This window comes from Leeuwenhoekiella sp. A2 (assembly GCF_047946655.1).
GTDB lineage: Bacteria > Bacteroidota > Bacteroidia > Flavobacteriales > Flavobacteriaceae > Leeuwenhoekiella.
The window spans coordinates 1,425,888-1,448,769 of record NZ_CP172311.1; the positions used below are offsets into that span (position 1 = coordinate 1,425,888).

The 22,882-nt window shown below is 39.0% G+C and carries 23 protein-coding genes; 12 read left to right on the forward strand and 11 right to left on the reverse strand.

Translation table 11 applies throughout. From position 1 onward, the window contains the following. Window position 1: 1 nt before the first annotated feature. The 3 genes from recO to gdhA form a co-directional block, all read right to left on the reverse strand. Entirely contained in the window at window positions 2-718 is a 717-nt protein-coding gene (gene recO / locus ACH3PA_RS06385; protein WP_416448474.1) for a DNA repair protein RecO, read from the reverse strand. Beyond that, a complete protein-coding gene (locus ACH3PA_RS06390) occupies window positions 718-2,988 on the reverse strand; it encodes a two-component regulator propeller domain-containing protein (RefSeq protein WP_416448475.1) in 2,271 nt (756 codons plus the stop codon). Before ACH3PA_RS06390 ends, recO begins: the two co-directional genes overlap by 1 nt. Window positions 2,989-3,309: 321 nt before the next feature. Next, the gene (gene gdhA / locus ACH3PA_RS06395) at window positions 3,310-4,653 is read right to left on the reverse strand and encodes an NADP-specific glutamate dehydrogenase (RefSeq protein ID WP_416446054.1); all 1,344 of its coding nucleotides are present in this window, start codon (window positions 4,651-4,653) and stop codon (window positions 3,310-3,312) included. A 206-nt stretch (window positions 4,654-4,859) separates the two neighbouring features. On the opposite strand from gdhA, the gene ACH3PA_RS06400 reads away from it, so the two are divergent. Beyond that, window positions 4,860-5,672 (forward strand): THC0290_0291 family protein, encoded by an 813-nt coding sequence (locus ACH3PA_RS06400; RefSeq protein WP_416446052.1) that lies wholly within the window; start codon window positions 4,860-4,862, stop codon window positions 5,670-5,672. On the opposite strand, the gene ACH3PA_RS06405 is transcribed toward ACH3PA_RS06400, so the two are convergent. Then, window positions 5,669-6,811, reverse strand: coding sequence for a cystathionine gamma-synthase (locus ACH3PA_RS06405; RefSeq protein WP_416446050.1), 1,143 nt, complete (start codon window positions 6,809-6,811; stop codon window positions 5,669-5,671). The two genes, ACH3PA_RS06400 and ACH3PA_RS06405, sit on opposite strands and share 4 nt — an antisense overlap. Before the next feature lie 135 nt (window positions 6,812-6,946). Between ACH3PA_RS06405 and ACH3PA_RS06410 the strand changes: the two genes are divergently transcribed. After that, a complete protein-coding gene (locus ACH3PA_RS06410; protein ID WP_416446048.1) occupies window positions 6,947-7,678 on the forward strand; it encodes a DUF3298 domain-containing protein in 732 nt (243 codons plus the stop codon). On the opposite strand, the gene ACH3PA_RS06415 is transcribed toward ACH3PA_RS06410, so the two are convergent. Next, on the reverse strand, window positions 7,650-8,126 hold the full coding sequence (locus ACH3PA_RS06415; protein ID WP_416446046.1) for a DinB family protein: 477 nt from the start codon (window positions 8,124-8,126) through the stop codon (window positions 7,650-7,652). The two genes, ACH3PA_RS06410 and ACH3PA_RS06415, sit on opposite strands and share 29 nt — an antisense overlap. Before the next feature lie 75 nt (window positions 8,127-8,201). On the opposite strand from ACH3PA_RS06415, the gene ACH3PA_RS06420 reads away from it, so the two are divergent. Both ACH3PA_RS06420 and ACH3PA_RS06425 read left to right on the forward strand, forming a co-directional pair. Next, entirely contained in the window at window positions 8,202-8,552 is a 351-nt protein-coding gene (locus ACH3PA_RS06420; RefSeq protein ID WP_416446044.1) for an arsenate reductase family protein, read from the forward strand. Between the two features lie 4 nt (window positions 8,553-8,556). Beyond that, window positions 8,557-9,450 carry a DMT family transporter gene (locus ACH3PA_RS06425; RefSeq protein WP_416446042.1) on the forward strand — a complete coding sequence of 298 codons (894 nt, stop codon included), beginning with the start codon at window positions 8,557-8,559 and terminating at the stop codon, window positions 9,448-9,450. Here ACH3PA_RS06425 and ACH3PA_RS06430 read toward each other — a convergent pair. Then, window positions 9,431-9,925, reverse strand: a complete 495-nt coding sequence (locus tag ACH3PA_RS06430; RefSeq protein WP_416446040.1) for an acyl-CoA thioesterase — start codon at window positions 9,923-9,925, stop codon at window positions 9,431-9,433. The genes ACH3PA_RS06425 and ACH3PA_RS06430 overlap by 20 nt on opposite strands. 178 nt (window positions 9,926-10,103) lie before the next feature. On the opposite strand from ACH3PA_RS06430, the gene ACH3PA_RS06435 reads away from it, so the two are divergent. The 3 genes from ACH3PA_RS06435 to treF all read left to right on the forward strand — a co-directional run bounded on the left by ACH3PA_RS06435 (window position 10,104) and on the right by treF (window position 13,348). Then, window positions 10,104-11,072: a YheT family hydrolase gene (locus ACH3PA_RS06435; RefSeq protein ID WP_416446038.1), complete on the forward strand. Its 969-nt coding sequence runs from the start codon at window positions 10,104-10,106 to the stop codon at window positions 11,070-11,072. 56 nt (window positions 11,073-11,128) lie between these two features. Further along, on the forward strand, window positions 11,129-11,644 hold the full coding sequence (gene azu / locus ACH3PA_RS06440) for an azurin (protein WP_416446036.1): 516 nt from the start codon (window positions 11,129-11,131) through the stop codon (window positions 11,642-11,644). Between the two features lie 84 nt (window positions 11,645-11,728). Then, on the forward strand, window positions 11,729-13,348 hold the full coding sequence (gene treF, locus ACH3PA_RS06445) for an alpha,alpha-trehalase TreF (RefSeq protein WP_416446034.1): 1,620 nt from the start codon (window positions 11,729-11,731) through the stop codon (window positions 13,346-13,348). A gap of 23 nt (window positions 13,349-13,371) precedes the next feature. Here the strand turns inward: treF and ACH3PA_RS06450 are convergent, their stop codons facing one another. From ACH3PA_RS06450 to ACH3PA_RS06470, 5 genes are all read right to left on the reverse strand, one after another. Then, a complete protein-coding gene (locus tag ACH3PA_RS06450) occupies window positions 13,372-13,803 on the reverse strand; it encodes a helix-turn-helix domain-containing protein (protein WP_416446032.1) in 432 nt (143 codons plus the stop codon). Next, window positions 13,800-14,105 carry a type II toxin-antitoxin system HigB family toxin gene (locus ACH3PA_RS06455; RefSeq protein WP_416446647.1) on the reverse strand — a complete coding sequence of 102 codons (306 nt, stop codon included), beginning with the start codon at window positions 14,103-14,105 and terminating at the stop codon, window positions 13,800-13,802. Before ACH3PA_RS06455 ends, ACH3PA_RS06450 begins: the two co-directional genes overlap by 4 nt. Before the next feature lie 62 nt (window positions 14,106-14,167). Next, the gene (locus ACH3PA_RS06460; protein WP_416446030.1) at window positions 14,168-15,097 is read right to left on the reverse strand and encodes a hydroxypyruvate isomerase family protein; all 930 of its coding nucleotides are present in this window, start codon (window positions 15,095-15,097) and stop codon (window positions 14,168-14,170) included. Between the two features lie 15 nt (window positions 15,098-15,112). Next, the gene (locus tag ACH3PA_RS06465) at window positions 15,113-15,751 is read right to left on the reverse strand and encodes a gluconate 2-dehydrogenase subunit 3 family protein (RefSeq protein WP_416446028.1); all 639 of its coding nucleotides are present in this window, start codon (window positions 15,749-15,751) and stop codon (window positions 15,113-15,115) included. A 2-nt stretch (window positions 15,752-15,753) separates the two neighbouring features. Continuing rightward, window positions 15,754-17,436, reverse strand: a complete 1,683-nt coding sequence (locus ACH3PA_RS06470) for a GMC oxidoreductase (RefSeq protein ID WP_416446645.1) — start codon at window positions 17,434-17,436, stop codon at window positions 15,754-15,756. A 191-nt stretch (window positions 17,437-17,627) separates the two neighbouring features. On the opposite strand from ACH3PA_RS06470, the gene ACH3PA_RS06475 reads away from it, so the two are divergent. Genes ACH3PA_RS06475 through ACH3PA_RS06495 form a run of 5 tightly spaced genes read left to right on the forward strand, consistent with a single transcriptional unit; the run spans window position 17,628 to window position 22,879 of the window. Continuing rightward, window positions 17,628-18,611 carry a sugar phosphate isomerase/epimerase family protein gene (locus ACH3PA_RS06475; RefSeq protein ID WP_416446026.1) on the forward strand — a complete coding sequence of 328 codons (984 nt, stop codon included), beginning with the start codon at window positions 17,628-17,630 and terminating at the stop codon, window positions 18,609-18,611. 4 nt (window positions 18,612-18,615) lie between these two features. Further along, a complete protein-coding gene (locus ACH3PA_RS06480) occupies window positions 18,616-19,851 on the forward strand; it encodes a nucleoside permease (protein WP_416446024.1) in 1,236 nt (411 codons plus the stop codon). A gap of 1 nt (window position 19,852) precedes the next feature. Then, entirely contained in the window at window positions 19,853-21,004 is a 1,152-nt protein-coding gene (locus tag ACH3PA_RS06485) for a Gfo/Idh/MocA family protein (protein ID WP_416446022.1), read from the forward strand. A gap of 59 nt (window positions 21,005-21,063) precedes the next feature. After that, window positions 21,064-22,119, forward strand: a complete 1,056-nt coding sequence (locus tag ACH3PA_RS06490; protein WP_416446020.1) for a sugar phosphate isomerase/epimerase family protein — start codon at window positions 21,064-21,066, stop codon at window positions 22,117-22,119. A gap of 7 nt (window positions 22,120-22,126) precedes the next feature. Continuing rightward, the gene (locus ACH3PA_RS06495) at window positions 22,127-22,879 is read left to right on the forward strand and encodes a 3-keto-disaccharide hydrolase (RefSeq protein WP_416446018.1); all 753 of its coding nucleotides are present in this window, start codon (window positions 22,127-22,129) and stop codon (window positions 22,877-22,879) included. Window positions 22,880-22,882: the final 3 nt, after the last annotated feature.

Genomic DNA, 22,882 nt, shown 5'->3' on the forward strand with positions numbered 1-22,882 from the left:
GTTAGTTGAATAGACTGTTAAGAATGGTTAGGGATTTTGGTTTTTTAAAGCCGTGTAAATGTAATTCATAATAACCTATGACCATATTTACAAAGGCTGCACGCCTGGTTTTGTTAAGCTTAATCGCATTTAAGTCATCAAAATCTATACCCAATAAAGAATTGAGGATAAACAGGTTATCTTCAGTAATAGAATAAATAGTTTCTGTATATTCAAAATTACCTGTGAGCATATTAAAATGCGGTAATGACGATGTAGATGTATCTGGATAAAAACCTAAATATCTGGTAAGCTCAAGAATAAAAAACAGGTGAAAATTAGCCGAATGTTCATTCCTATCAAGCCAGAGAAAGGCATTTTCTAAAAAAGTATATAACTCTTTATTTTCCTCTTCTTCCTGAATAGAGTTTTTGAGCATTTCTGCAAGAAAAAGAACAATACTGGTTTTATAAATATCTGTGTGCAGTGTGGTATATGAATGTAGCACTTTTGCATCGCGTATAGATTCTAGCGTTCCTTTATCTTTATGCACCGCCACGATTTCCAGCTGTGTTGCCGGTTGAAACATCGCTGTACGCAGCTTACCTTTTTTCGACTTAAGAATACGGCGTAGTAAGTAAGATTTGAGTCCGTTGCTCTGAGTAAAGCACTTAACGATAAGGTCTGCTTCCCCGTATTTTAATGCTGAAATTACAATTGCGGGAGTAGTAACAAGCATCAGCGAATGATCATCAATTTTGCGACTTTAGTTTCAACTGCATCTTCCCCAGTAACCAGAATCATATAAACCCCAGAAGCTACTTTATGATGCCCAAAGGCCGTCGTGTCCCATTGTATGCTTCCGCCTTCAGAAATTTGTTCATAGACCAAATTTCCTGTGATGTCTGTGATCTTAACATTAGCTCTTTCGGTCAAACCGTCTATAGTTACCATGCCATCGTATTTAGGACGCACAGGATTAGGAAAAGCACGCACGGCTGTTAGATCTTCTGCAGGTGCAACCGCAGAACCGTCAAAAGCAACAAGACCTCGCGGAGTAGCAAAATATACTTTACCTGAAGCTGAGTCTATTGTAATATCCTGAATGTTGTTAGATGGTAAAGGTGAATTAGAAGTGTTAAACTGTTGCAGTGTTTCCTGCCCATCTGATGAAAAATAAAATGCCCCGCTGGAAACTGTACTAATCCATTTATTATTAGAACCGTCAACCTCTATGCTTAAGATCACCTGATCGTTGAGCAATTCTACCGGTATATCATTTTCTAAGATCACAATAGGATTAGTGGTAACATCTGCATCTTCAAACATTCTAGCAGGCCCATTTAAAACACGCAAGCCTCCCGTTGTGCCAATCCACAAGGTCCCATTATTGTCTATTGCAAGAGAACGAACATCGTCTGTGGGTAAATTAGACCCTTCTGATGTTAGAACCGCAAATTCTCCCGTAGCAGATCTATAACCCACTAAACCGTTATTATTTGTGCCAAAATAAACATTTCCCTGCCCGCCAATTACCAACTGTGTGTATGCATCTACACCTTCATAATTTGTAATTGCCGGTTCTATTGATATGCTTTCTATTTGCTCTCCTGTTTTTAACGCCAGCGCATTTTCTACCAGACTGGTTGTCATCCAGAGTTTGCCACTGTTATCAAAAGCTGCCCCATTAATACGTACATCCTGAGGGTTTACAGGAATATCTGCAAGACCGCTGTTGCTTTCATCAAAAAGTTTAACCGGTACATCTTCATTGATCTCTAACAAGCCAGAGTGATAAGAACTTATGAATGCCTGCTCTGCATTATCGGGAGATATTGTAATATTTACCAGATTTGTTGCGCCAAAAATTTCTTCAAAAGGGATATTTACCCATCCTGTTTCTTTCCGCAAATGACTAAGTCCGCGATTTTTTAAAGGATATGGATTAAAACTAGCAGAATAATCACCATAAACTACCCATAATTGATCAGGAACTGCCTCTATTGAAAAGGGATCATTGCGGGAAGGACCATCAGGTAAAACCTGAATTAAGTCTGTGGCAGTTGTCACATCGCTAATAAGCAGACCACTACCTACAGTGCCTGTAAATAAATTACCCTCAGATGTTATTGCTGTGCTAAAAGCACCGGGAAAATCAACCGAGACACCTGCATTTGCAATCACATTTCCACTTTCGTTATAAACGAAAACCTGATCTGCTAAAGTTAATGTTAGAAAATCTGTAGCGGCAGATAAATGAAGCGGCACCGAAGCAAATGTACCTACTGTATTAAAAGATGTTAACCCATTAAAACGCTGTAAAGATCTGTCTGTATTAATCGCATACATTGTAGAACCCACAACCGCAACTCCTCGCCAGGAACCGTTAGCAATAGTTGTCCAGTTTTTATAATCTATTAAATTATCATTTGCTACAAGCGCTCTTCTCATACCGGCATCTGTTGAAGCATAAATGTAATTACCCAGAATCGCAGTTTGTGTTACATTGAGTTGACCACCATTATTACCGATAAAATATGAATCTTCAAACTCAAGCCTTTCCAGGTCGTACAGAGAAATACCAAAACCTGTTGAGATGTAAAGCAAGCCGTTGTATTCATCAAAACTGTTAATCTGCTTTTCTGTAGGCGGTATCGAGGTCTTGTTTTTTATATCTACTACCGTAAGAACTTGCTCATCTTCGCGAACAATATCTATCGCTCCAGAATCATAACCTATAAATAAAATGCCAGAACTTTCACTGTAGTAAAGTGCAGAAATATCTTCTCCCGTTAATCCCTGTATTGTAGAACAGGTTTCAATCTCATTGGTAAGAAGATCGTAAGAAAAAACTGCATTTTGCGCTGCTGCGAAAACTTTATCATCTCCACGAGACAAAGCAGTGATCTCATTGTATGAAAAATAACCCGTCCAGTCTAAAGAAAAATCCTGACTGTAAAGTGTATTTATAAAGGTCATAGCAACAAGTATGGCCAGTTTCTTCAGCATATATCTTTTTTAAGATCAACGCCTAAAAATACGATTATTATCAACAACCTGGGGAGAGGTCTATGAGTTGTAAAACTGAAATAAATTTAAAATTATTAAAAGTAAAAATGAGAATGTGCAATCCTTCAGGGTCCAATAATATTAAAGAGGCTGCCAAAAGGTTGGTTTTCGTCAACCTGAACCTGTTTCAGGTTCTCACAAGTATTTACATCAATACTATAAGATTCTGAAATAAATTCAGAATGGCGCTTATAGCTCAATCAAAAAAAGGCCTCAAGTAAAACAAGAGGCCATTATCTATTTTTATTTTAGAATAAAAATCTATACTATTCCCTGTGCAAGCATAGCTTCTGCAACTTTTACAAAGCCGGCTATATTTGCTCCTTTTACGTAATCTACAAAACCATCTTCCTGAGTACCATATTCTACACAAGCTTTGTGAATATCATACATGATCTCATGAAGTTTTTTATCTACTTCTTCTGCAGACCAGTTGTAGCGCAGGCTGTTTTGAGACATTTCTAATCCTGAAGTTGCCACACCACCGGCGTTAGACGCTTTACCAGGAGAAAAAAGAATTTTAGCATTTATAAAAACTTCTACAGCTTCTGGCGTACATGGCATGTTAGCACCTTCGCCCACACACATACAACCGTTGTTTACAAGCTTCTCTGCATCTTCCTTGTCAAGTTCGTTTTGAGTGGCACATGGCAGCGCAATATCACATTTGATATCCCACGGAGTTTCACCTTCAAAATATTTAGCTTCAGGATACTTATCAAGATATTCTTTAATGCGACCTCTGCGCTCATTTTTGATCTCCATAATATAAGCAAGCTTGTGCTTGTCTATACCTGCTTCATCATAAATAAATCCGCTGGAGTCTGACATAGTAACAACTTTCGCGTCAAGCTGAGTTGCTTTTTCTGCTGCATACTGGGCAACATTACCAGATCCTGATATAACCACTGTTTTACCGGCAAGTTTCTCGCCGCGGGTTTTCAACATATATTTTGAGAAATATACATTACCATATCCTGTAGCTTCAGGTCTTATTTTAGAACCACCATACGAAAGACCTTTACCGGTAAGTATACCTGTAAACTCATTCTTGATTCTTTTGTATTGACCAAACATGTAACCTATCTCACGACCACCTACACCTATATCACCAGCTGGCACATCTGTATTAGGGCCAATGTGACGATAAAGCTCTGTCATAAAGCTTTGGCAAAAACGCATCACCTCAGCATCGCTCTTACCACGAGGATTGAAGTTAGAACCTCCTTTACCACCGCCCATAGGCAATGAAGTAAGGCTGTTTTTGAAAACCTGCTCAAAACCTAAAAATTTAAGAATGCTCAGGTTAACAGAAGGATGAAAACGTAAGCCACCTTTGTAAGGTCCTATGGCTGAGTTAAACTCAATACGATATCCTTTATTGATCTGTGTTTCTCCTTTATCATCTACCCAAGGCACTCTAAACATGATTACACGTTCTGGCTCTACCATACGCTCAAGTAATTTTGCGTTCTGGTATCTGGGATTATTTTCTATAAATGGAATGACTGTTTCAGCAACTTCTCTTACGGCCTGAATGAATTCTGGCTCATTAGGATTGTTCTTTTCAACAGAAGCGACAAAATTTGTGATGTTTTCTGTCATTATTTGCTTTTTATTATTTAATAATTTTTTTGCTTTTTTGCGATGCAAATATATAGAGATTATAAATTTTAAAGGGTATTTTTAGCATATTCTTAATAATCGAAGTTTCAGGGGGATAAATGCTGAATTTTACCCTGTTTTCAACGATTTTTAGGTTACTTGAGCAGTTTTGTTATATTTGTCACACATCAATTAACCCAAATCTTGTGAATACCAGAACCCTACTTGTGGTATTTTTTATTTTGGCTTTTGCCCCATCTTCAATTAGAGCTCAGTTAACATTTGGGTTTTCTCATGAAATAGGAGTTATCGCCGGTCCTGTCGCCTTTCAATCTGATTTTGGGCTACGCAATGACTTTGACACAAACCGAAATAATCTGGGCTTCGGGATTGGTATTGTACATTATATCAACTTCTCTTATCGCGCCGATTGTAATTGCTACTCACGAGATACCTATTTTAATGATCACTTTAAAATTAGGACAGAAATTGATTATCACCGCACAAAACTTACACATGAAGGCCAATGGGCAGAAAAAGCTACAGATGAAGGTCGCGATCTACGCGATCATTTAGGTCAGGCATCTGTTTTTGAGTTGGGCAGCCAACTTGAATTTTACCCGCTTAGCATAAGAGATTTTGTTGCCAGAGCTTTCCCTCTTGCTCCTTATATTAGTCTGGGCGCACATTTTGTAGCTTACAATCCCAAGTATTCATCAATACAGGATGTTCCCGGTGCCACGCCAGAAGACATTTTCTTTGATGACTTCTTAGTAGGCGATGGCGAGCTGGGCGGCATCGATGATTCTGCCGGCGCCACGTGGGCTGTCGTTGCAGGAATGGGTTTTCGGTTTAAGTTGACAGCGTTGAGCGATATGAATGTTGATCTGCGCTATCATTACTATTTTTCAAACTGGGTTGATGGCCTGAACCCAGATCCTAATTATTACCCACCCAACCGCAACGATGATTCTATCGTTTGGTTTAACATAGGCTACATTTATTATCTCGACTTTTAATCGAGCGCCTGCTTTAAATCTGCAAGCAGATCTTCTTCATCTTCTATACCAACGCTCAAGCGAATCAATGAATCTTTAATTCCTGTTTTTGCGCGCTCTTCTGCCGGGATACTTGCATGCGTCATGCTCGCTGGATGTCCCGCCAGACTTTCTACACCACCTAAACTTTCGGCCAGGGTAAAAACTTTTAATTTTTCTATAACCTGAACGGCTCCCTGCAAAGAATCTTCTTTAGTGGTAAATGATACCATCCCGCCAAAATCTTTCATTTGCTCTTTGGCTATAGCGTGATTGGGATGATCTTCAAAACCGGGCCAATATACTTTATCTACTTTAGGATGATCTTTTAGAAAGTTAGCCACGGCTTTACCGTTCTCACAATGACGCTGAATGCGCACGTGCAAAGTCTTTATTCCGCGTAAAGCGAGAAAACTATCCTGAGGGCCACAAACCGCACCACTCGCATTTTGAATAAAATATAATTTATCTGCAAGTTCTTTGTCTTTCACGATAAGTGCGCCCATTACCAGATCGCTGTGACCGCCAATGTATTTTGTCACGCTGTGCATCACGATATCTGCTCCCAGATCAAGCGGCTGCTGTAAATATGGCGTAGCAAAAGTGTTATCTACCGCCAGCAGAATATTATGTTCTTTAGCAACTTTCGCGGCAGCTTTAATATCTATGATGTTCATCATGGGATTGGTAGGCGTTTCTACCCAGATCAATTTTGTGTTTTCTGTAATGTGATCTGCAATTTTATCTGCATTCTGCATTCCGATAAAATTGAATTTGAGTCCGAAATTTTCAAATATTTTAGTGAAAAGTCGGTAAGTACCTCCATACAGATCATTAGTAGAAATAATCTCATCTCCGGGTTTAAAAAGCTTCAAAACCGCGTCAATAGCGGCTAAACCTGAACCAAAAGCTAAACCGAATTCGCCATTCTCAATACTCGCCAGAGATTTCTCAAGCATTGCACGTGTAGGGTTTCCGCTGCGTGAATATTCAAAACCTTTATGCCCGCCGGGAGTGGTTTGTGAATACGTAGAAGTCTGGTAAATAGGAGGCATTACGCTGCCATAAGCAGGATCTGCATCGTGTTGACCTCCGTGAATAGTTTTGGTATTAAATTTCATATTTTAAATATTTTTGAGTCGCGCTCTATGCGTAAAAGTAATGAGTGGCCTGTGCATTTTCAAAAATGCTTGTACCTTTAGCCTATGTTTAACAAACCATTTTTTAGGCATTTTAGCCCGTTTTTAATCGCTTTTTTGGCGATTTTCACACAAAGTTGTGAGCAGGAGCCTGATTTGCAATTTACCCAAAAAACATACACAAACGCTTCACTTGAGGCATGTTCTACAGCTATGTGTCCTAAAATTGATATTCATATTTTAGAAGCTCAGGGCGAAAGTAAATTCAGCCAAATTATAAACGATACAATAACAAATCATGTTATCGCGGTTTTAAGCATGACGCCTGATGATGAAAAAAATCTGAAAAGCATAGAAGAAGCTCTTGATCAATTTATTTCCTCTTTTAGGCAATTTAAAGCCGATTTTGCCGAAACTTCTACCGATTATGAAGCAGACGTAGATGCTAATATTTCGTTAGAAACTGAAAATCTACTGTGCATTGCCGTAAAAAGTTACACCTACTTTGGCGGCGCTCACGGTTATGGCAGCGTTACCTATTTTAATTTTGATAAAAATGCTGAAAGCTATCTTACCGCTGACGAACTTATAAAAGATAAAAGCGCTGTTTTAAAAGAAGCCGAAGAACGCTTTAGAAAGCAACAGAAAATCCCTGCTGACGGCAACATAAATAGTACTGGCTACTTTTTTGAAGACGATAAGTTCATCCTTCCTAAAGACATAGGTTTTGATGATGAAAACCTGATACTACAGTATGATCCTTACGATGTGGCAGCTTATTCTGTAGGCCAGATAACGGTAAAAATTCCACTACCGGAAATCAAAGCGTATTTGCGTACTGATTTATAGCGCGGCATAAAGCGAGAATATATCCTAAATGTGTGCCCTCGTGGTAATTATTAAACGTGATCGCTTCTTCTACTGAGGTAATCACATTTCCTGTAGACAGTTTACGCTCTGTAAAAGTTTTAAAAACACCATTTTTATAATCAGCTCGAGTTTGCTCAACCGGAGCAAAGAGTAAACTTTTTACCTGATCAACTTCCGTCTGCGTCACATCTCTTTCGGGCTTGGTGCCGTTGCTGTAAAGTGGTATCAACTCTTGTGGAATGGTAGGTGTAAGCCCAGAAAGTTTGTAAGTAAGCAACTGCTGCACAACGATCGTGTGTGCGATATTCCAAAAAATATTATTATTGAAACCTGCAGGAACAGTGTTCAATTCTTCCAGAGAATGTGCATCGAGCAGACGTTCAAGACTCTGGCGATTCTTCAGCGTAACTTCAAAGGTAAAATCCATAGGCTTATTTTACCCAAAAGTAGGGATTTCGCCATAAAAGAGATTACTTTGTAGTACTAACATCAACTCGTTGTCGTGAAAAAAATCTATTACCTCTCAACCTGTGACACCTGTGCACGCATTATGCATGATTTAAAGTTGTCTTCTGCCTATCAAAAACAAGACATTAAACGTGATCCTATAACTGAAGAACAGCTGGAAGAGATGTTTAATCTAGCCGGCAGTTATGAAGCTTTATTTAGTAAGCGCGCAAAACTCTATAAGGAAAAAGGTTTAAAAGATCGCAAACTTACAGATGATGATATGGGCTCATTAATTCTAGGTCATTACACATTTTTAAAACGTCCCGTTATTATTAATAATGACAAAATCTTTATAGGAAACAGCAAAAAGACCATAGAAGCTGCTAAAGAATCTCTCAAGTAGAATAATGAACCCACGATTACTTGCTTTAATAGCGGCAACAGTCGCCAGCGCTATCTATGGTGTAAATCACACTATTGCAAAAGATCTCATGCCGTATCATATAAAACCTTTTGGGTTTATTTTATTGCGAGTATCAGGAGCTGCTCTTCTTTTCTGGATCATTAGTGCATTTTATAAAAGCGAAAAAGTAGATAAGCAGGATTACTTCCGGTTCTTAGGTTGCGCGTTTTTTGGAATGTGTATTAATATGCTGGCCTTTTTTAAAGGTCTCAGCCTGTCAACACCTATAAACAGCTCTGTTGTTGTTACGATGACGCCGGTGATCTTATTGGTTCTTTCGGTTATATTTTTAAGAGAGCGGGTGTCGTGGGTAAAAGTATTAGGAATTGGTCTGGGCTTTATAGGTGCGCTGGTGCTAATTTTATTTGGAGCACAGCATCAGAAGAATGCGCCTAATATCCCTTTTGGAAATCTTTTGCTTTTAGTAAATGCTTCAGCTTATGGTGTTTATCTTATTTTGGTAAAACCTCTTGTCGCAAAATATAATACCATTACTATGATGAAATGGTTCTTTTTGCTGGGCGTACTAATGAACCTACCGGTAAGTTTTGGAGAATTTGCAGAAGTGCATTGGGCAACTTTATCATTTGACGTAATCTGGAAGATGGGCTTTGTAATTGTAGGCACTACATTTATGACCTATCTTCTAAATCTGTATGCTTTAAAGACTCTTAAAACCTCAACGCTGGGCGCTTTTATCTACCTACAGCCGGTTATTGCGGCTTTATTCGCGATTTTTGTGGGTGCAGACAGGCTTACGCCGATAAGAATGATGGCTGCACTTTTAATCTTTACGGGAGTTTATTTATCTACGCGCACTAAACCTCTTCCTGATTAAGCTCAAGATCTTGCGGTCTTTTACCAAATTTACGCGTGTCTTCTTTCGTTAAAACTCTAAAATCATCAGTCTTTTCTAGTGAGGACAGGTTTTTAAAAAGTTCGTCAGGAAGTGCGGTGAGTTTGCGCTCTTTAAGATCTATCCACGCACCCATCATTTCGCATGAAGCGAAATTTCTACCTTTATGGTCGTAGAAGTTATGCATGAACTCAAAATACATTCCGTCTTCTGCCAGACCTTTTAATTGTAGAGAAACTTTTACCGGTTTACCAGCAAAAGCCTCTTTAAAATAATACATGTGCTCATAAAAAACCACGGGACCTATATTATGCTTTGCCATTTCTGCCTGGCCAAAACCATTTTCCATTAAAAAAGCCATACGGGTGTGGCTCATAAAGTTTATATAAGCACTGTTTGCAAGGTGTCTGTTTGCATCTATGTCGCTCCAGCGTATTTCAAATTCTTTAAAGTACATTGTGTAGTTTTTTGAGCAGTAAATTAATAACTTCAAAGCTAAGCTTCAGAGCACTAAACCGGTCTGAATTTTTTGAATTTTACCGCTAATTTTAGTTCAAAAATACATAAATTTACTGTGCATGCATAAGAAAAAGGAATGCAAACCAGTTCTTTCTTTAGCATAAAATAATTAAACAATGCCTGTAATTACTTCTCAATATAAAGCTCGCGGGGCATTTAAGAATACACATTTCTCTACCATTTATTCAGCTAAAATAAGACGGGTCTTTGGTGTTGATCAACAGCGAGAACGTATCTCTTTACCTGATGGTGATTTTATAGATATTGACTGGAGCTACTCAAAATCGGGTGAAAAGGCAACAAAAGTAGCCGTACTTTTTCACGGTCTTGAAGGCAATGCGCATCGCCCGTATATGCTGGGCACATCAAAAATTCTCAACAAAAAAGGATATGATTGTGTTGCCGTAAATCTGCGTGGTTGCAGTGGTAGTGATAATTTAAATTTTCGTTCATACCATTCTGGCGCAACAGAAGATGTTGATGCCGTCATGCAATATTTGCAAAAGGAGCACAAATATGCAGCAGTCTATCTTGTAGGTTTTAGCCTGGGCGGAAATCTCATTCTTAAATATCTGGGCGAAGAACGATGCCGCCCTAAAAATTTAGTCGCTGCTGTTGCTGTCTCAACACCGGTTCATTTGTACGGCTCTATGCTTAGACTCTCTGAGCCTGAGAACAGAATTTATCATTGGTCATTCTTAATGGATCTAAAGCATAAACTAAAAACGAAGATTCCGCAATTTCCAGATTATGTAAGCTTTGATGATTACAAGAAAATTGTAAATCTTCGCGCTTTTGATGAGATCTATACCGCGCCAGCCAATGGTTTTAAAGACGCACTTGATTACTATACGCAGAGCAGCAGCCTTAATTTTCTTCCACAAATAAAAGTGCCCACGCTTCTTCTTAACGCTGCAAATGACACATTTCTTGACGATGAATGTTTCCCGTATGCTTTCGCGAAAGCAAATAAAAACCTAAACCTTGAGGTGCCTAAATATGGCGGTCATGTAGGCTTTTTTGCTAAAGACAACATCTATTATAATGAACGCAGAACCTTAAAGTTTTTTGAAGAAAAAAGCTAGGCGTTGCAGCACTGTTTTATCTTGTGTATATTTAGAGCATTATTCAAAAAATCATTATGAAGACAATAAAATCGATTGCCCTATTTGCGCTTGCTCTAACTCTTGTTAATTGTGGAGAAGGCGAGAAAAAACAAGAAAAAGAACAGGTAAAACTAGGCACATCTACGCCAGAAGCAGATTCTTCTGCAGAGGAGACGAGTCAAAACGAAGTGCTTTTACTGGCGACAGACCAAATGCGTTTTGATAAAAATGAGATACGCGTAAAAGCCGGCGAAAAAGTAACGCTTACATTGCGTCACACAGGTAAACAGCCTGTGGAAGTAATGGGGCACAATTTTGTACTCTTAGCTCAGGGAACAGATATACCAACTTTTGCAGGCAGTGCGGCTTCTGCTCGTGATAACGATTATATCCCAGAAGGTACTGATGCCGTTATCGTACATACAAAGTTGCTAGGTGGCGGTCAGGAAGACACTATAGAATTTGATGCTCCAGAACCAGGAACATATGATTTTATTTGCAGCTTCCCCGGTCACTATAGCTTGATGAAAGGTAAATTTATCGTTGAGTAAATATCTTTAGCATAACACAATTTTAACTACCTCTACGGCATACTAATTTTGCCGTAGAGTCTTTTTTTTAAACACCTCCCTCCCATGTTCATCAGAAAAACACTCTTTTTAGCTACAATTTCAGCCAGTATCCTTTTTAGTTGTAACAATACTCAATCGATTGAGAAAAAAGCTGTACATGAAAATATAGAGAGTGAATTCCCACAGAAAGCGCTTAACCCTATAGATCGTTACGGGCAATTACTGGTAGATGTACAAATGAGTGAGGTATTTCCTGACGGAAAAACTTTTGTAGATGCAGAGCCTAAATTTCCTGCGAAAGAAATTCTGGAGAAATACAATGATCAAAAAAATGAACCTGATTTTGGCTTACGTGAATTTATACTCGCAAACTTTACCATGCCGGAAGCCCCAACAGGTAATTTTGTGACAGACACTACACGCACAACTGCAGAGCATATTAATGAGCTTTGGCCTTATCTCAAGAGAGATGCAGATGAGGTTGAACCCGGTACACGTATCGCTTTGCCTAATCCCTACATTGTGCCCGGCGGGAGGTTTAGAGAAGTGTATTATTGGGATTCTTATTTTATACTTCTTGGACTAAAAGAGGCAGGAGAAACAGAACTTATCGAGAATATCCTAGACAATTTTGCATTCCAGATCAATACGATTGGTTTCATTCCTAACGGAAACCGCACCTATTATTTGGGTCGCTCTCAACCACCTTTCTTTGCCGAAATGGTAAATCTTCTTGCTGAAATTAAAGGCGAAAAGGAAACATTGCTCAAATATCACGATGCGCTCGAAAAGGAATATAAATTCTGGATGAAAGGCACTGATGACATGGGTGATCTCGTCGCCAATAATCGCGTGGTAAAAGTAAACGATAGCACTTTTTTAAACCGTTATTACAGCAATACACAAACACCAAGAGCCGAAAGCTTTAAGGAAGATATAAATACCGCTCAAAAGGCGAAAAACAGACCAGCTAAGGAAGTTTATCTAAATATAAGCGCAGCTTGCGAAAGCGGGTGGGATTTTAGCAGCCGTTGGTTTGCAGATCCTAATGATCTGGCCACTATACGCACTACAGAAGTTGTGCCGGTAGACCTCAACAGCCTTATGTACAATCTTGAAATTACACTGGCAAAAGCGCGTGAGTATGCAGACGACAAAACCGGCGCTGACGAACTAAAATCGGCTGCAAACAGGAGAAAATCGGCAATAAACACCTATTTATGGGATGCTGAAAATAAGGTTTACAAAGATTATTTATTCAAAGAAAATGCTCTTTCTGAGACTTTATCGTTGGCGATGGTTTACCCGTTGTATTTTAATATAGCATCACCAGAACAGGCAGACGCTATTGCGAAAGAATTAGAAACCGACTTTCTAAAACCCGGCGGATTAGTAACTACTTTAAACGATAACGGACAGCAATGGGACAGCCCTAATGGGTGGCCGCCACATCAATGGCTTGCCATACGCGGACTGGAAAAATATGGTGATACTGATCTGGCCAACTCTATTAAAACAAGATGGCTAAGGCTTAATGATCAGGTCTATAAAAGAACCGGAAAAATGCTTGAAAAATACAATGTGACAGACACAACTCTTGTTGCCGGGGGCGGTGAATATCCTACCCAGGATGGTTTTGGCTGGACTAACGGGGTTTATCTGGATTTAAAGGATAATGAGTAGCAGAATAAGTCAATAAGGAAAACTTATTCTGAAATATGGACGCTTTTTTTATTTCCTTTATTTCCTTTTATCTTTTCCCTTTTACCAATCAGATCGTATTTGTTGATTAAGATATCTGTAGGTATGCCCAGCTGAGTATTAATTGAACGTATGTGATTAATAGAAAGACCTCTTTGTAAATTTAAAATTTCTGAAGCATGGCTCATACTCCCGATTATGCGGCCAAAATCTGCTCTTTTAAAATTCATCTGTTCCATTTGAAATTTAATGGCACTTACTGGGTGTGGCTCCGGAAAAGGTTCTTCATGTTTCTCTTCATAATTTTTGACTAAAAGCAATAATAATTCAAATTCATCACCTTCATCACTCTGCGGATCAGCGTTTGCCAACTCACGCATACGGGATATCGCTGCCTCATATTCCGCCTCTGATTTTAATATTTTAGCTTTCATCATTTTAAATTTTTGATTTGTTCTTCAGTCAATTTACTGTACTCTGCATGAGAACCAACCCACAATACAAAAACTGTTTTAAATTGATAAACCATATGTGTTATTAAGCGATAATGATTTCCATTAATATTGAAAATAGTGATGCCCCCGCCTAAAGTATCTGCACTTACAAAAGTCTTTTTAAGATCATGAAAACTGTTGTAATCACTTTTGCTCGTTAATGCATACCAATTAATCAAACCTTCTTTTGATTGTGCATTTTTTTCGTAGTAAGCTTTTAATTTTCTCTTGCTAATGACATTCATTATCAACAAATGTACGTTTTATTCCCGTATTGGGAATGTTTAGCCTATATAAAATTTATCAGTTAATCATCAAAACTATCACACTCTACATAAGCATTAATAACCGCTTGTTCTCCTTCTTTACCTTTTATGGAATTGCCGTGTTCCATACCTAAAATGCCTTTGTAGCCTTTGTTATAAATGTATTTAAATATGTTCTTATAATTGATCTCGCCGGTTGTAGGTTCATTTCTGCCGGGATTATCACCTATCTGAAAATAAGCGATTTCATCCCAAGCCTGCTCCATATTGGGTATTAAATTTCCCTCCTGAATCTGTTGATGATAAATATCAAAAAGTATTTTACAAGATGTACTGTCAACAGCTTTGCAAATCAGATATGCCTGTGGTGATTGCTTAAGAAAAAGTCCCGGGTGATTGTGAAAATTCAACGGTTCCAGAACCATGGTTATTTCGTGTGGCTCAAGTAAAGCAGAAGCTTGTTTTAAACTTTCGATCACATTTGCAGTCTGGTAATCTGCATTTTGAGAAAGATCTACATAACCCGGCACTACAGTCATGTATTTTGCATTTACGCGCTTAGCTACTTCAATAGATTGTTTTATTTCGCCCAGAAATTCGTCTCGCCAATCTTGTTTTCCGCTGGTGAGATTAGGTTCTGTCCAGTAGATTTTATGAGCAACAAAAACGCCCATGGTAATATTGCGATTTTCCATCACGGAAGCCATTTTCTTTTGTAACTCTACCGGGCGAGTGCGCATATCATTATCTTCAAAAGCTGTAAAACCCTGATCTGCCATAAAATTGAGTTGGTCTATAGGATCTTTTCCAGCCATATTTTCAAACATTCCTAAATGCGGCGCATATTGCAGATTAAAGCTATTTTTTGCTCTATATTCCCGATTTTGAGCCTCTGCAAGCAGGTTTTGACCACCTAAAGCCAAAAAGGAGCCGCTAAGAGCTCCTTTTTGTATAAATTTTCTTCTGTTCATGAAGCTAATTTTATTCTATAATGACATGGCTTTACCATTTCCGGCTTCAGAGAAAGGAACACATCCTTTTTGAGCACCTGGGATTGGGTCATACCACATTACATTCTCTCCTATTTCCTCACTATTCTTCCATGCCCAGATAGCAAGTTCACGCACTGAAGTTAAATAACCATAAGAACCTGCATCTGTGTCGAGATCAAGCTCTGGATTTTCAGGATCTTGTTTCGCCGTAAGGCGCTCCATAAAATCTTTTCTGTCTGCCGGAGCAGCCTTTAGATATTTAGCAACAACTTCTTCATATTCTGCAGGCTCACCTTCTACAGCTTCCTTGTCATATGTACTTTTAAAATTTAAAGAAAAAGCATTTGCTCCCGCCTTAAATTCCTGTTGTTCATCAGACTCTGCCACCTCATTCATATAACTATCTATAAACTGAGCAATGTTAAGATCGTTAGCTCCCGGAGTATCTGTTTTAGGGATAATAACATCTAGAACCTGCTTTAAAATATAACCATTGTTTGCGGTAAGAAAAACGGGCTCCCACTCCATTGCAGGATCGCTTTTGCAACTCTGTAAAAGACTGAACAAAGATGGTGCAGCCACCATATATCCTGCTCCAAGTCCTAAATTTTTTAATACTTGTCTTCTTTTCATAGTTAAGCGTTTTTACCGTTCTTTAATTGTTCTGCTGCATGCGCTGCTGCACGTGCTGTAAATGCCATATAGGTTAATGACGGATTCACGCAACTTGCTGATGTCATAAAAGCACCATCTGTTACATATACATTAGGCACACCGTGAACCTGGTTATTTTCATTTACAACAGATGTTTTAGGATCGCTTCCCATACGGGCAGTACCCATCTCGTGAATACCTAATCCCGGAGCTCCCGGTCTGTCATGACCCTGAACATCTTTAAATCCTGCTTTTGTAAGCATGTCAACAGCTTGTTGCACCATGTCTTTACGCATTTCCCATTCGTTTTCTTTCCACTCTGCATCAAAAGTCACGGTAGGCAGACCCCATTTATCAAGCTTGTCATAATCAAGGGTCATTTTGTTCTCATGATAAGGAAGGCATTCGCCAAAACCGGTAAGGCCAATTCTCCATCCTCCTGGTTCTGTAACGGCTTCTTTCAATTCTTTACCGTAAGCAAGTTCTGCTACAGACTCAGACCAATCTTCACGACTCGCGCCTCCCTGATAACCGTATCCGCGTTTAAAATTCTCCTGATCTGTATCTCCGCCTATATTTCTAAAACGAGGAATGTATAAACCATTAGGTCTTCTTCCTTTATAATAACGGTCTTCAAAACCATCATAACTACCTGAAGCGCCTGCCTGAAAATGGTGGTCCATGATATTATGACCTAATTCACCACTATCATTACCCATACCATCAGGAAATCTGTCAGACTTAGACTGCATAAGTATAGATGCCGAAGCAATAGCTGAAGCACATAAGAAGATAACTTTAGCTTTAAACTCTAACTTCTCTGAAGTTTCTGTATCAATAACTCTTACACCTGTTGCCTTACCTGTAGCTTCATCATACATAACCTCGTGTACAGTGCTAAACGGTCTAAGGGTCATATTACCCGTGCGTTCTGCTGCAGGTAAAGTAGATGAGTTACTACTAAAGTAAGCCCCAAAAGGACACCCTCGTGCACAACGGTTTCTAAACTGGCAACTTGAGCGACCTTCAAAGGTTTTAGTGCTGGTAATATGCGCTACACGACCTATTGTAAGTAGACGGTCTTTGTAATTCTGCGCCATATTCTTTTTAAGATGGTCTTCCACACAATTAAGTTCCATAGGTGGACCAAACTTTCCATCAGGTAATTGAGGCAGACCTAGTGTCTCGCCACTTACTCCTATAAATTCTTCAACCTTATCATACCATGGCGCTATATCTTTGTAGCGCACTGGCCAGTCAATTGCAATACCTTCTCTTTTGTTTGCTCCAAAATCGATATCGCTAAGGCGATAACTCTGTCTTCCCCACATAAGTGAACGCCCGCCTACATGATACCCACGCATCCAGTCAAAACGTTTAGTCTCATTATAGGGGTGCTCAAGATCATTTACAAAAAAATGTCGTGTCGCCTCATTTGTGGTGTAACCTGTACGGGATTGCTTAAGTTGTTTTGCTTTTTCTTCTCGAGGTAATTCTCCTTTAAATTTAAAATCCCAGGGATCCATATTCATTGTAGGATAATCGTCAATGTGTTTTACCATTCTTCCTCGTTCAAGAACAAGAGTCTTAAGGCCTTTTTCACATAATTCCTTAGCAGCCCAACCGCCACTAATTCCTGTACCTACCACAATGGCATCGTACATTTCTTCTGGTTTTGTTATATTCACGTTATATTAGATTTTTAATAAATAATCGAACCGAATGCTATCAAATATATAAATTCTAAGTTATTTTTTCTGTAATATAAAAAAAGTATAAATTAGAGATTCATGATTCTTTACAACCAAACCCCGACGAAAACGTTTGAGTTCGTCCTATTTAACTTTTTTAAAAAATGAAAATTAATGTTTTAACTGCTGTAATTGGCGTTTTATTATGTTTTTCTTGTAAGAATGCTAAAAAAGAAACAGCCCCAATAACAGAAAATCCTACAACACAAACAACCACTTCACCTACTTTTTTCAAATTATCTTTAGCAGAATGGTCCTACAGCGGCCCGATTCACTCCGGTAAAATGGATCCCATGGATTTTGCTCAAAAAGCGAGCGAAGTGGGTTTTGAAGCCGTTGAATATGTAAGTCAATTATACACTCCAATAATGGAAAAATATGGAGATACTAAAACAGCCATGGACTCACTTTTGCCAGCGCTTAAAGCGAAAAGTACCGAATATGGCATAAAAAACCTCCTTATTATGGTAGATAACGAAGGTGCACTCGCCGCAAAAACAGAAGCAGATCGTGATGCTGCTGTAGAAAATCATAAAAAATGGGTAGATGCAGCTGCTTATCTGGGCTGTCATTCTATACGTGTAAATCTATTTGGTGCCGAAGATGAAGAAAGCTGGAAACAAGGCGCGATAGATGGTTTATCAAAATTGACTGACTATGCCGCCACTAAAAACATTAATGTTCTTGTAGAAAACCATGGCGGTTTCTCTTCTAATGCACCACTTCTAATGGAAGTTATAAATGGGGTAAACAAAGAAAATTGCGGTACACTGCCAGACTTTGGCAACTTCTGCTTAAAAAGAGAAGGTGGCGCTATGTGGAATGCGCCCTGCATAGAAGAGTATCCTGTATATCAAGGCATTGAAGAACTTATGCCTAAAGCTATGGATGTAAGTGCTAAATCATATAATTTTGATGAGCAAGGGCAGGAGACACAACTGGATTTTAAAAGAATTTTACAGATCGTAAAAGACGCAGGCTACACAGGTTATGTAGGTGTTGAGTATGAAGGAGATATGCAAGACCCTGATAAGGGCATACAATTAACAAAAGAACTATTAATTTCAGCATCTCAAAATTTAAAATAATCTAATGAAAAACTTTACCCGTATTCAGCTTTCTCTAATGATGTTTCTCGAATTCTTCATTTGGGGAGGCTGGTTTGTTACCTTAGGCACTTTTTTAGGGAACAACCTTAATGCCAGCGCTTCTGAAAGTGCAATGGCTTTCTCTACACAATCCTGGGGAGCTATTATCGCTCCTTTTATTATAGGTCTAATTGCAGACCGCTATTTTAATGCAGAACGTATTTTAGGTTTTCTCCACATAGTAGGAGCTATTTTGATGTATCAAATGGCAAATGCAGATGACTTTTCTGCTTTCTATCCTTACGTTTTAGGATATATGATCGCTTACATGCCAACATTAGCTCTAGTAAATTCGGTTGCATTTAGACAATTAAAAGATCCTGCAAAAGAGTTTTCGTTTATACGTGTGTTTGGTACCATAGGGTGGATAGTGGCAGGTTTTGTTATCAGCTTTGTATTTAGCTGGGACAGTACAGCAAACATTGGTAAAGGCATGCTTGCTAACACGTTTCTTATGACTGCTATTGCTTCAGCCGTTTTAGGTGTTTTCAGTTTTACCTTACCTAAAACTCCACCTATCGCGCGAGCTGCCGGTGAAAAACAAAGTCTTACAGAGATTCTGGGTCTTGATGCCCTTACCCTTTTAAAAGACAGAAATTTTCTGGTATTTTTCGCTTCATCAATATTAATCTGTATACCACTAGCTTTTTATTATCAGAATTTGAGTCCCTTTCTAACCGAAATAGGCATGGAAAATTCAACTGCAAAAGCTGCATTAGGTCAGGTATCTGAGGTTCTTTTCATGCTACTTCTTCCATTTTTCTTCAAGCGTTTTGGTATAAAATGGACATTGATCTTTGGTATGGCCGCGTGGGCAATTAGATATTTACTATTTGCTTATGGTAATGCAGACGAGCTTGTATTTATGCTACTTATAGGTATCGCCTTACACGGTCTTTGTTATGACTTTTTCTTTGTTTCAGGGCAGATATATACAGACAGTAAAGCGGGAGAAAAATTTAAAAGCTCAGCACAGGGATTGATAACGCTTGCAACGTATGGAGTAGGTATGTTAATAGGATTCTCTGTTGCAGGTAAAATAACAGATAGCAATATCTTAAGTGAAGGAAAACATGACTGGACAGGTATATGGACATTCCCAGTCATATTTGCGGTTGTAGTAATGATACTTTTTGCCGTATTTTTTAAGAACGAAAAAGTAGAAGCCAAAAATTTATAACATGAAGAAATTAAAAATGGGAATGGTAGGCGGTGGCCTGGGATCTTTTATAGGCGATGTACACCGTAAAGCAGCCTCAATAGATAATATGATAGAACTGGTGTGCGGTGCCTTTAGCAGCAGTGCAGAAAAAAGTATCGCTTCCGCGAAAGACCTTGGTATTTCAAGTTCGCGCGCATACGGCAGTTATCAGGAAATGATAGAGAAAGAACAAGAGTTGCCAGAAGATGAGCGCATGGATTTTGTTTCTATCGTTACTCCTAATCACATGCACTTTCCGCCGGCAAAAATGGCTCTTGAAAATGGCTTTCACGTAATATGCGATAAACCGGTAACGCTTACGCTTGAAGAGGCTGTAGAACTTGAGAAAGTAGCGAGTGCTTCAGGTAAAGTATTTGCACTTACCCATAACTATACAGGTTACCCAATGGTAAAGCAGGCTAAAGAAATGATAGCACGCGGTGATCTGGGAGATATAAGAAAAGTTAATGTACAATATTTACAGGGCTGGCTTTCTACAGCAGTAGAAAAGACTGAAAATAAACAGGCATCGTGGAGAGTTGACCCTAAAAAATCTGGTATTGGTGGTGCTTTAGGCGATATTGGCACCCACGCAGAGAATCTTGCAGAATACATTACCGGCCTTCAGTTAGAAGAGCTTGCAGCAGATCTTACTGCTTTTGGTGATGGCCGTACACTTGATGATGATGGCAATGTGCTTCTTCGTTTTACAGGTGGTGCAAAAGGCACACTTACGATCTCTCAAATAGCAACCGGAGAAGAAAACAATTTAGCCATTCGCGTTTACGGGACTAAAGGAAGCGTTTTCTGGCAACAGGAAAATCCTAATGAGCTAACTGCTCTCTGGCTTGATAAACCAAAACAAATATACACACCAGGCGGAAACGGCACGTATGAAGCATCTTCATCTTATACACGCGTACCTCCCGGTCACCCAGAAGGCTATCTTGAAGGCTTTGCCACTATTTACAGAAGTTTCGCTAAAGAATTAAACAGCGTAAAAGCTGGCGAAAAACCATCTAAAAAGTACGATTTTCCTACTGTTTCAGACGGTTTACGTGGCATGCGTTTTATATATGCTGCGGTAGCATCAAGTGATAATAACGCTGCCTGGGTAAGCTTAAAGAACTAATTGTATAAATTGTATAATGAGTTGCCACGAAGTTTTAAGGCAATTAAAACCAATAACATATGAAGACTATTAAAGGTCCAGCTGTCTTTCTCGCACAGTTTATGGACGATAAAGAACCTTTTAATTCACTTGACGGGATGTGCCAGTGGGCGAGCGATCTTGGCTATAAAGGTATACAAATACCAACTTGGGAAACCAGATTAATAGACGTCACCAAGGCAGGAGAAAGCAAAACCTATTGTGATGAGTTAAAAGGCAAAGTTGAAAGCTACGGTTTACAAATAACTGAGCTTTGTACACATCTTCAGGGTCAGCTAGTGGCGGTTCACCCGGCTTATGACCTGATGTTTGATAATTTTGCTCCTGATGATTGCAAAAATAATCCAAAAAAACGCACAGAATGGGCCGTAAATCAGCTTAAAAGTGCTGCAAAAGCAAGTAGAAATTTAGGCTTAGACGTTCATGGTACTTTTAGCGGAGCTCTGCTTTGGCACACATTTCATCCCTGGCCGCAAAGACCTCCCGGACTCGTAGATCTTGGTTTTAAAGAACTGGCCAACCGATGGACACCTATTCTAAATGCTTTTGATGAGCAAGGTGTTGATGTTTGTTACGAAGTTCACCCAGGTGAAGATATTCATGACGGTGTAACTTTTGAAAGATTTCGCGAAGCTACAGGTAATCATAAGCGCGTTAATATTCTTTATGATCCTAGTCATTTTGTACTTCAGCAATTAGATTATGTGGAATATATAGACAACTACCACGAGTTTATAAAAATGTTTCATGTAAAGGATTCAGAATTTAATCCTACCGGAAAAAAAGGAGTTTTTGGTGGGTACGGTGATTGGATCGATCGTGCAGGGCGCTACCGCTCTCCCGGTGATGGTCAAATTGATTTTAAAACAATCTTTACAAAATTAACTGAATATAACTGCGACGTATGGGCCGTGATGGAGTGGGAATGTTGTATAAAATCTCCGGAGCAAGGAGCTCGTGAAGGAGCACCATTTATCGCAAGTCACATAATTGAGGCTACTGAAAAAGCATTTGATGATTTTGCTGGTGCAGAAGTTGATGAAGATAAACTAAAACGAATATTAGGAATTAAATAACCATACCATGAAAAAACAAATTGTTACAATTCTGGCTCTTGCTGCAATGACCATAAGCTGCAAGGAAAAACAGAATTCAGAAAACGAAGTTGCAGATGAGACTTCTATGACCACAACTACCGAAGAATCTCAGGATGCTGAATGGACTACGCTCTTTGACGGTGAAAATATGGATCAATGGCACAGTTATAACGGCGATTCAATTTCCAGTCAATGGCAAATAGAAGGTGATGCGCTGGTTCTTACTCCCGCCGAAGGACGAGAGCATGCAGAAAACCTGGTTAGCAATGAAGATTATACAGATTTTATTCTTTCGTTAGACTGGAAAATCTCTGAAGCCGGAAATAGCGGTATTATGTGGGGAGTAAAAGAAGATGAAAAATATCATGAGCCTTATTTAACAGGACCTGAAATTCAAATTATAGATAATGAGCGTCATCCAGATGCTAAAAATGGTAAATCGCATCAGTCAGGTGCTTTATATGATATGCTCCCTCCTACAGAGGATGTAGCAAAACCAGCTGGTGAATGGAACACATGTGTCATTAAAATCGACCACGCTAATAATGAAGGATCTGTAACTCTTAACGGTGTTCAGGTTGTTGAATTTCCTGTAGAAGGAAACGAATGGAACACAATGGTTTCTAATTCAAAATTTGCAGACTGGGAAGCTTTTGGCAAAGCCCAGACTGGTGCAATTGCTCTACAAGACCACGGCAATCAAGTTTCTTTTAAGAATATTAAAATAAAAAAACTTTAACTT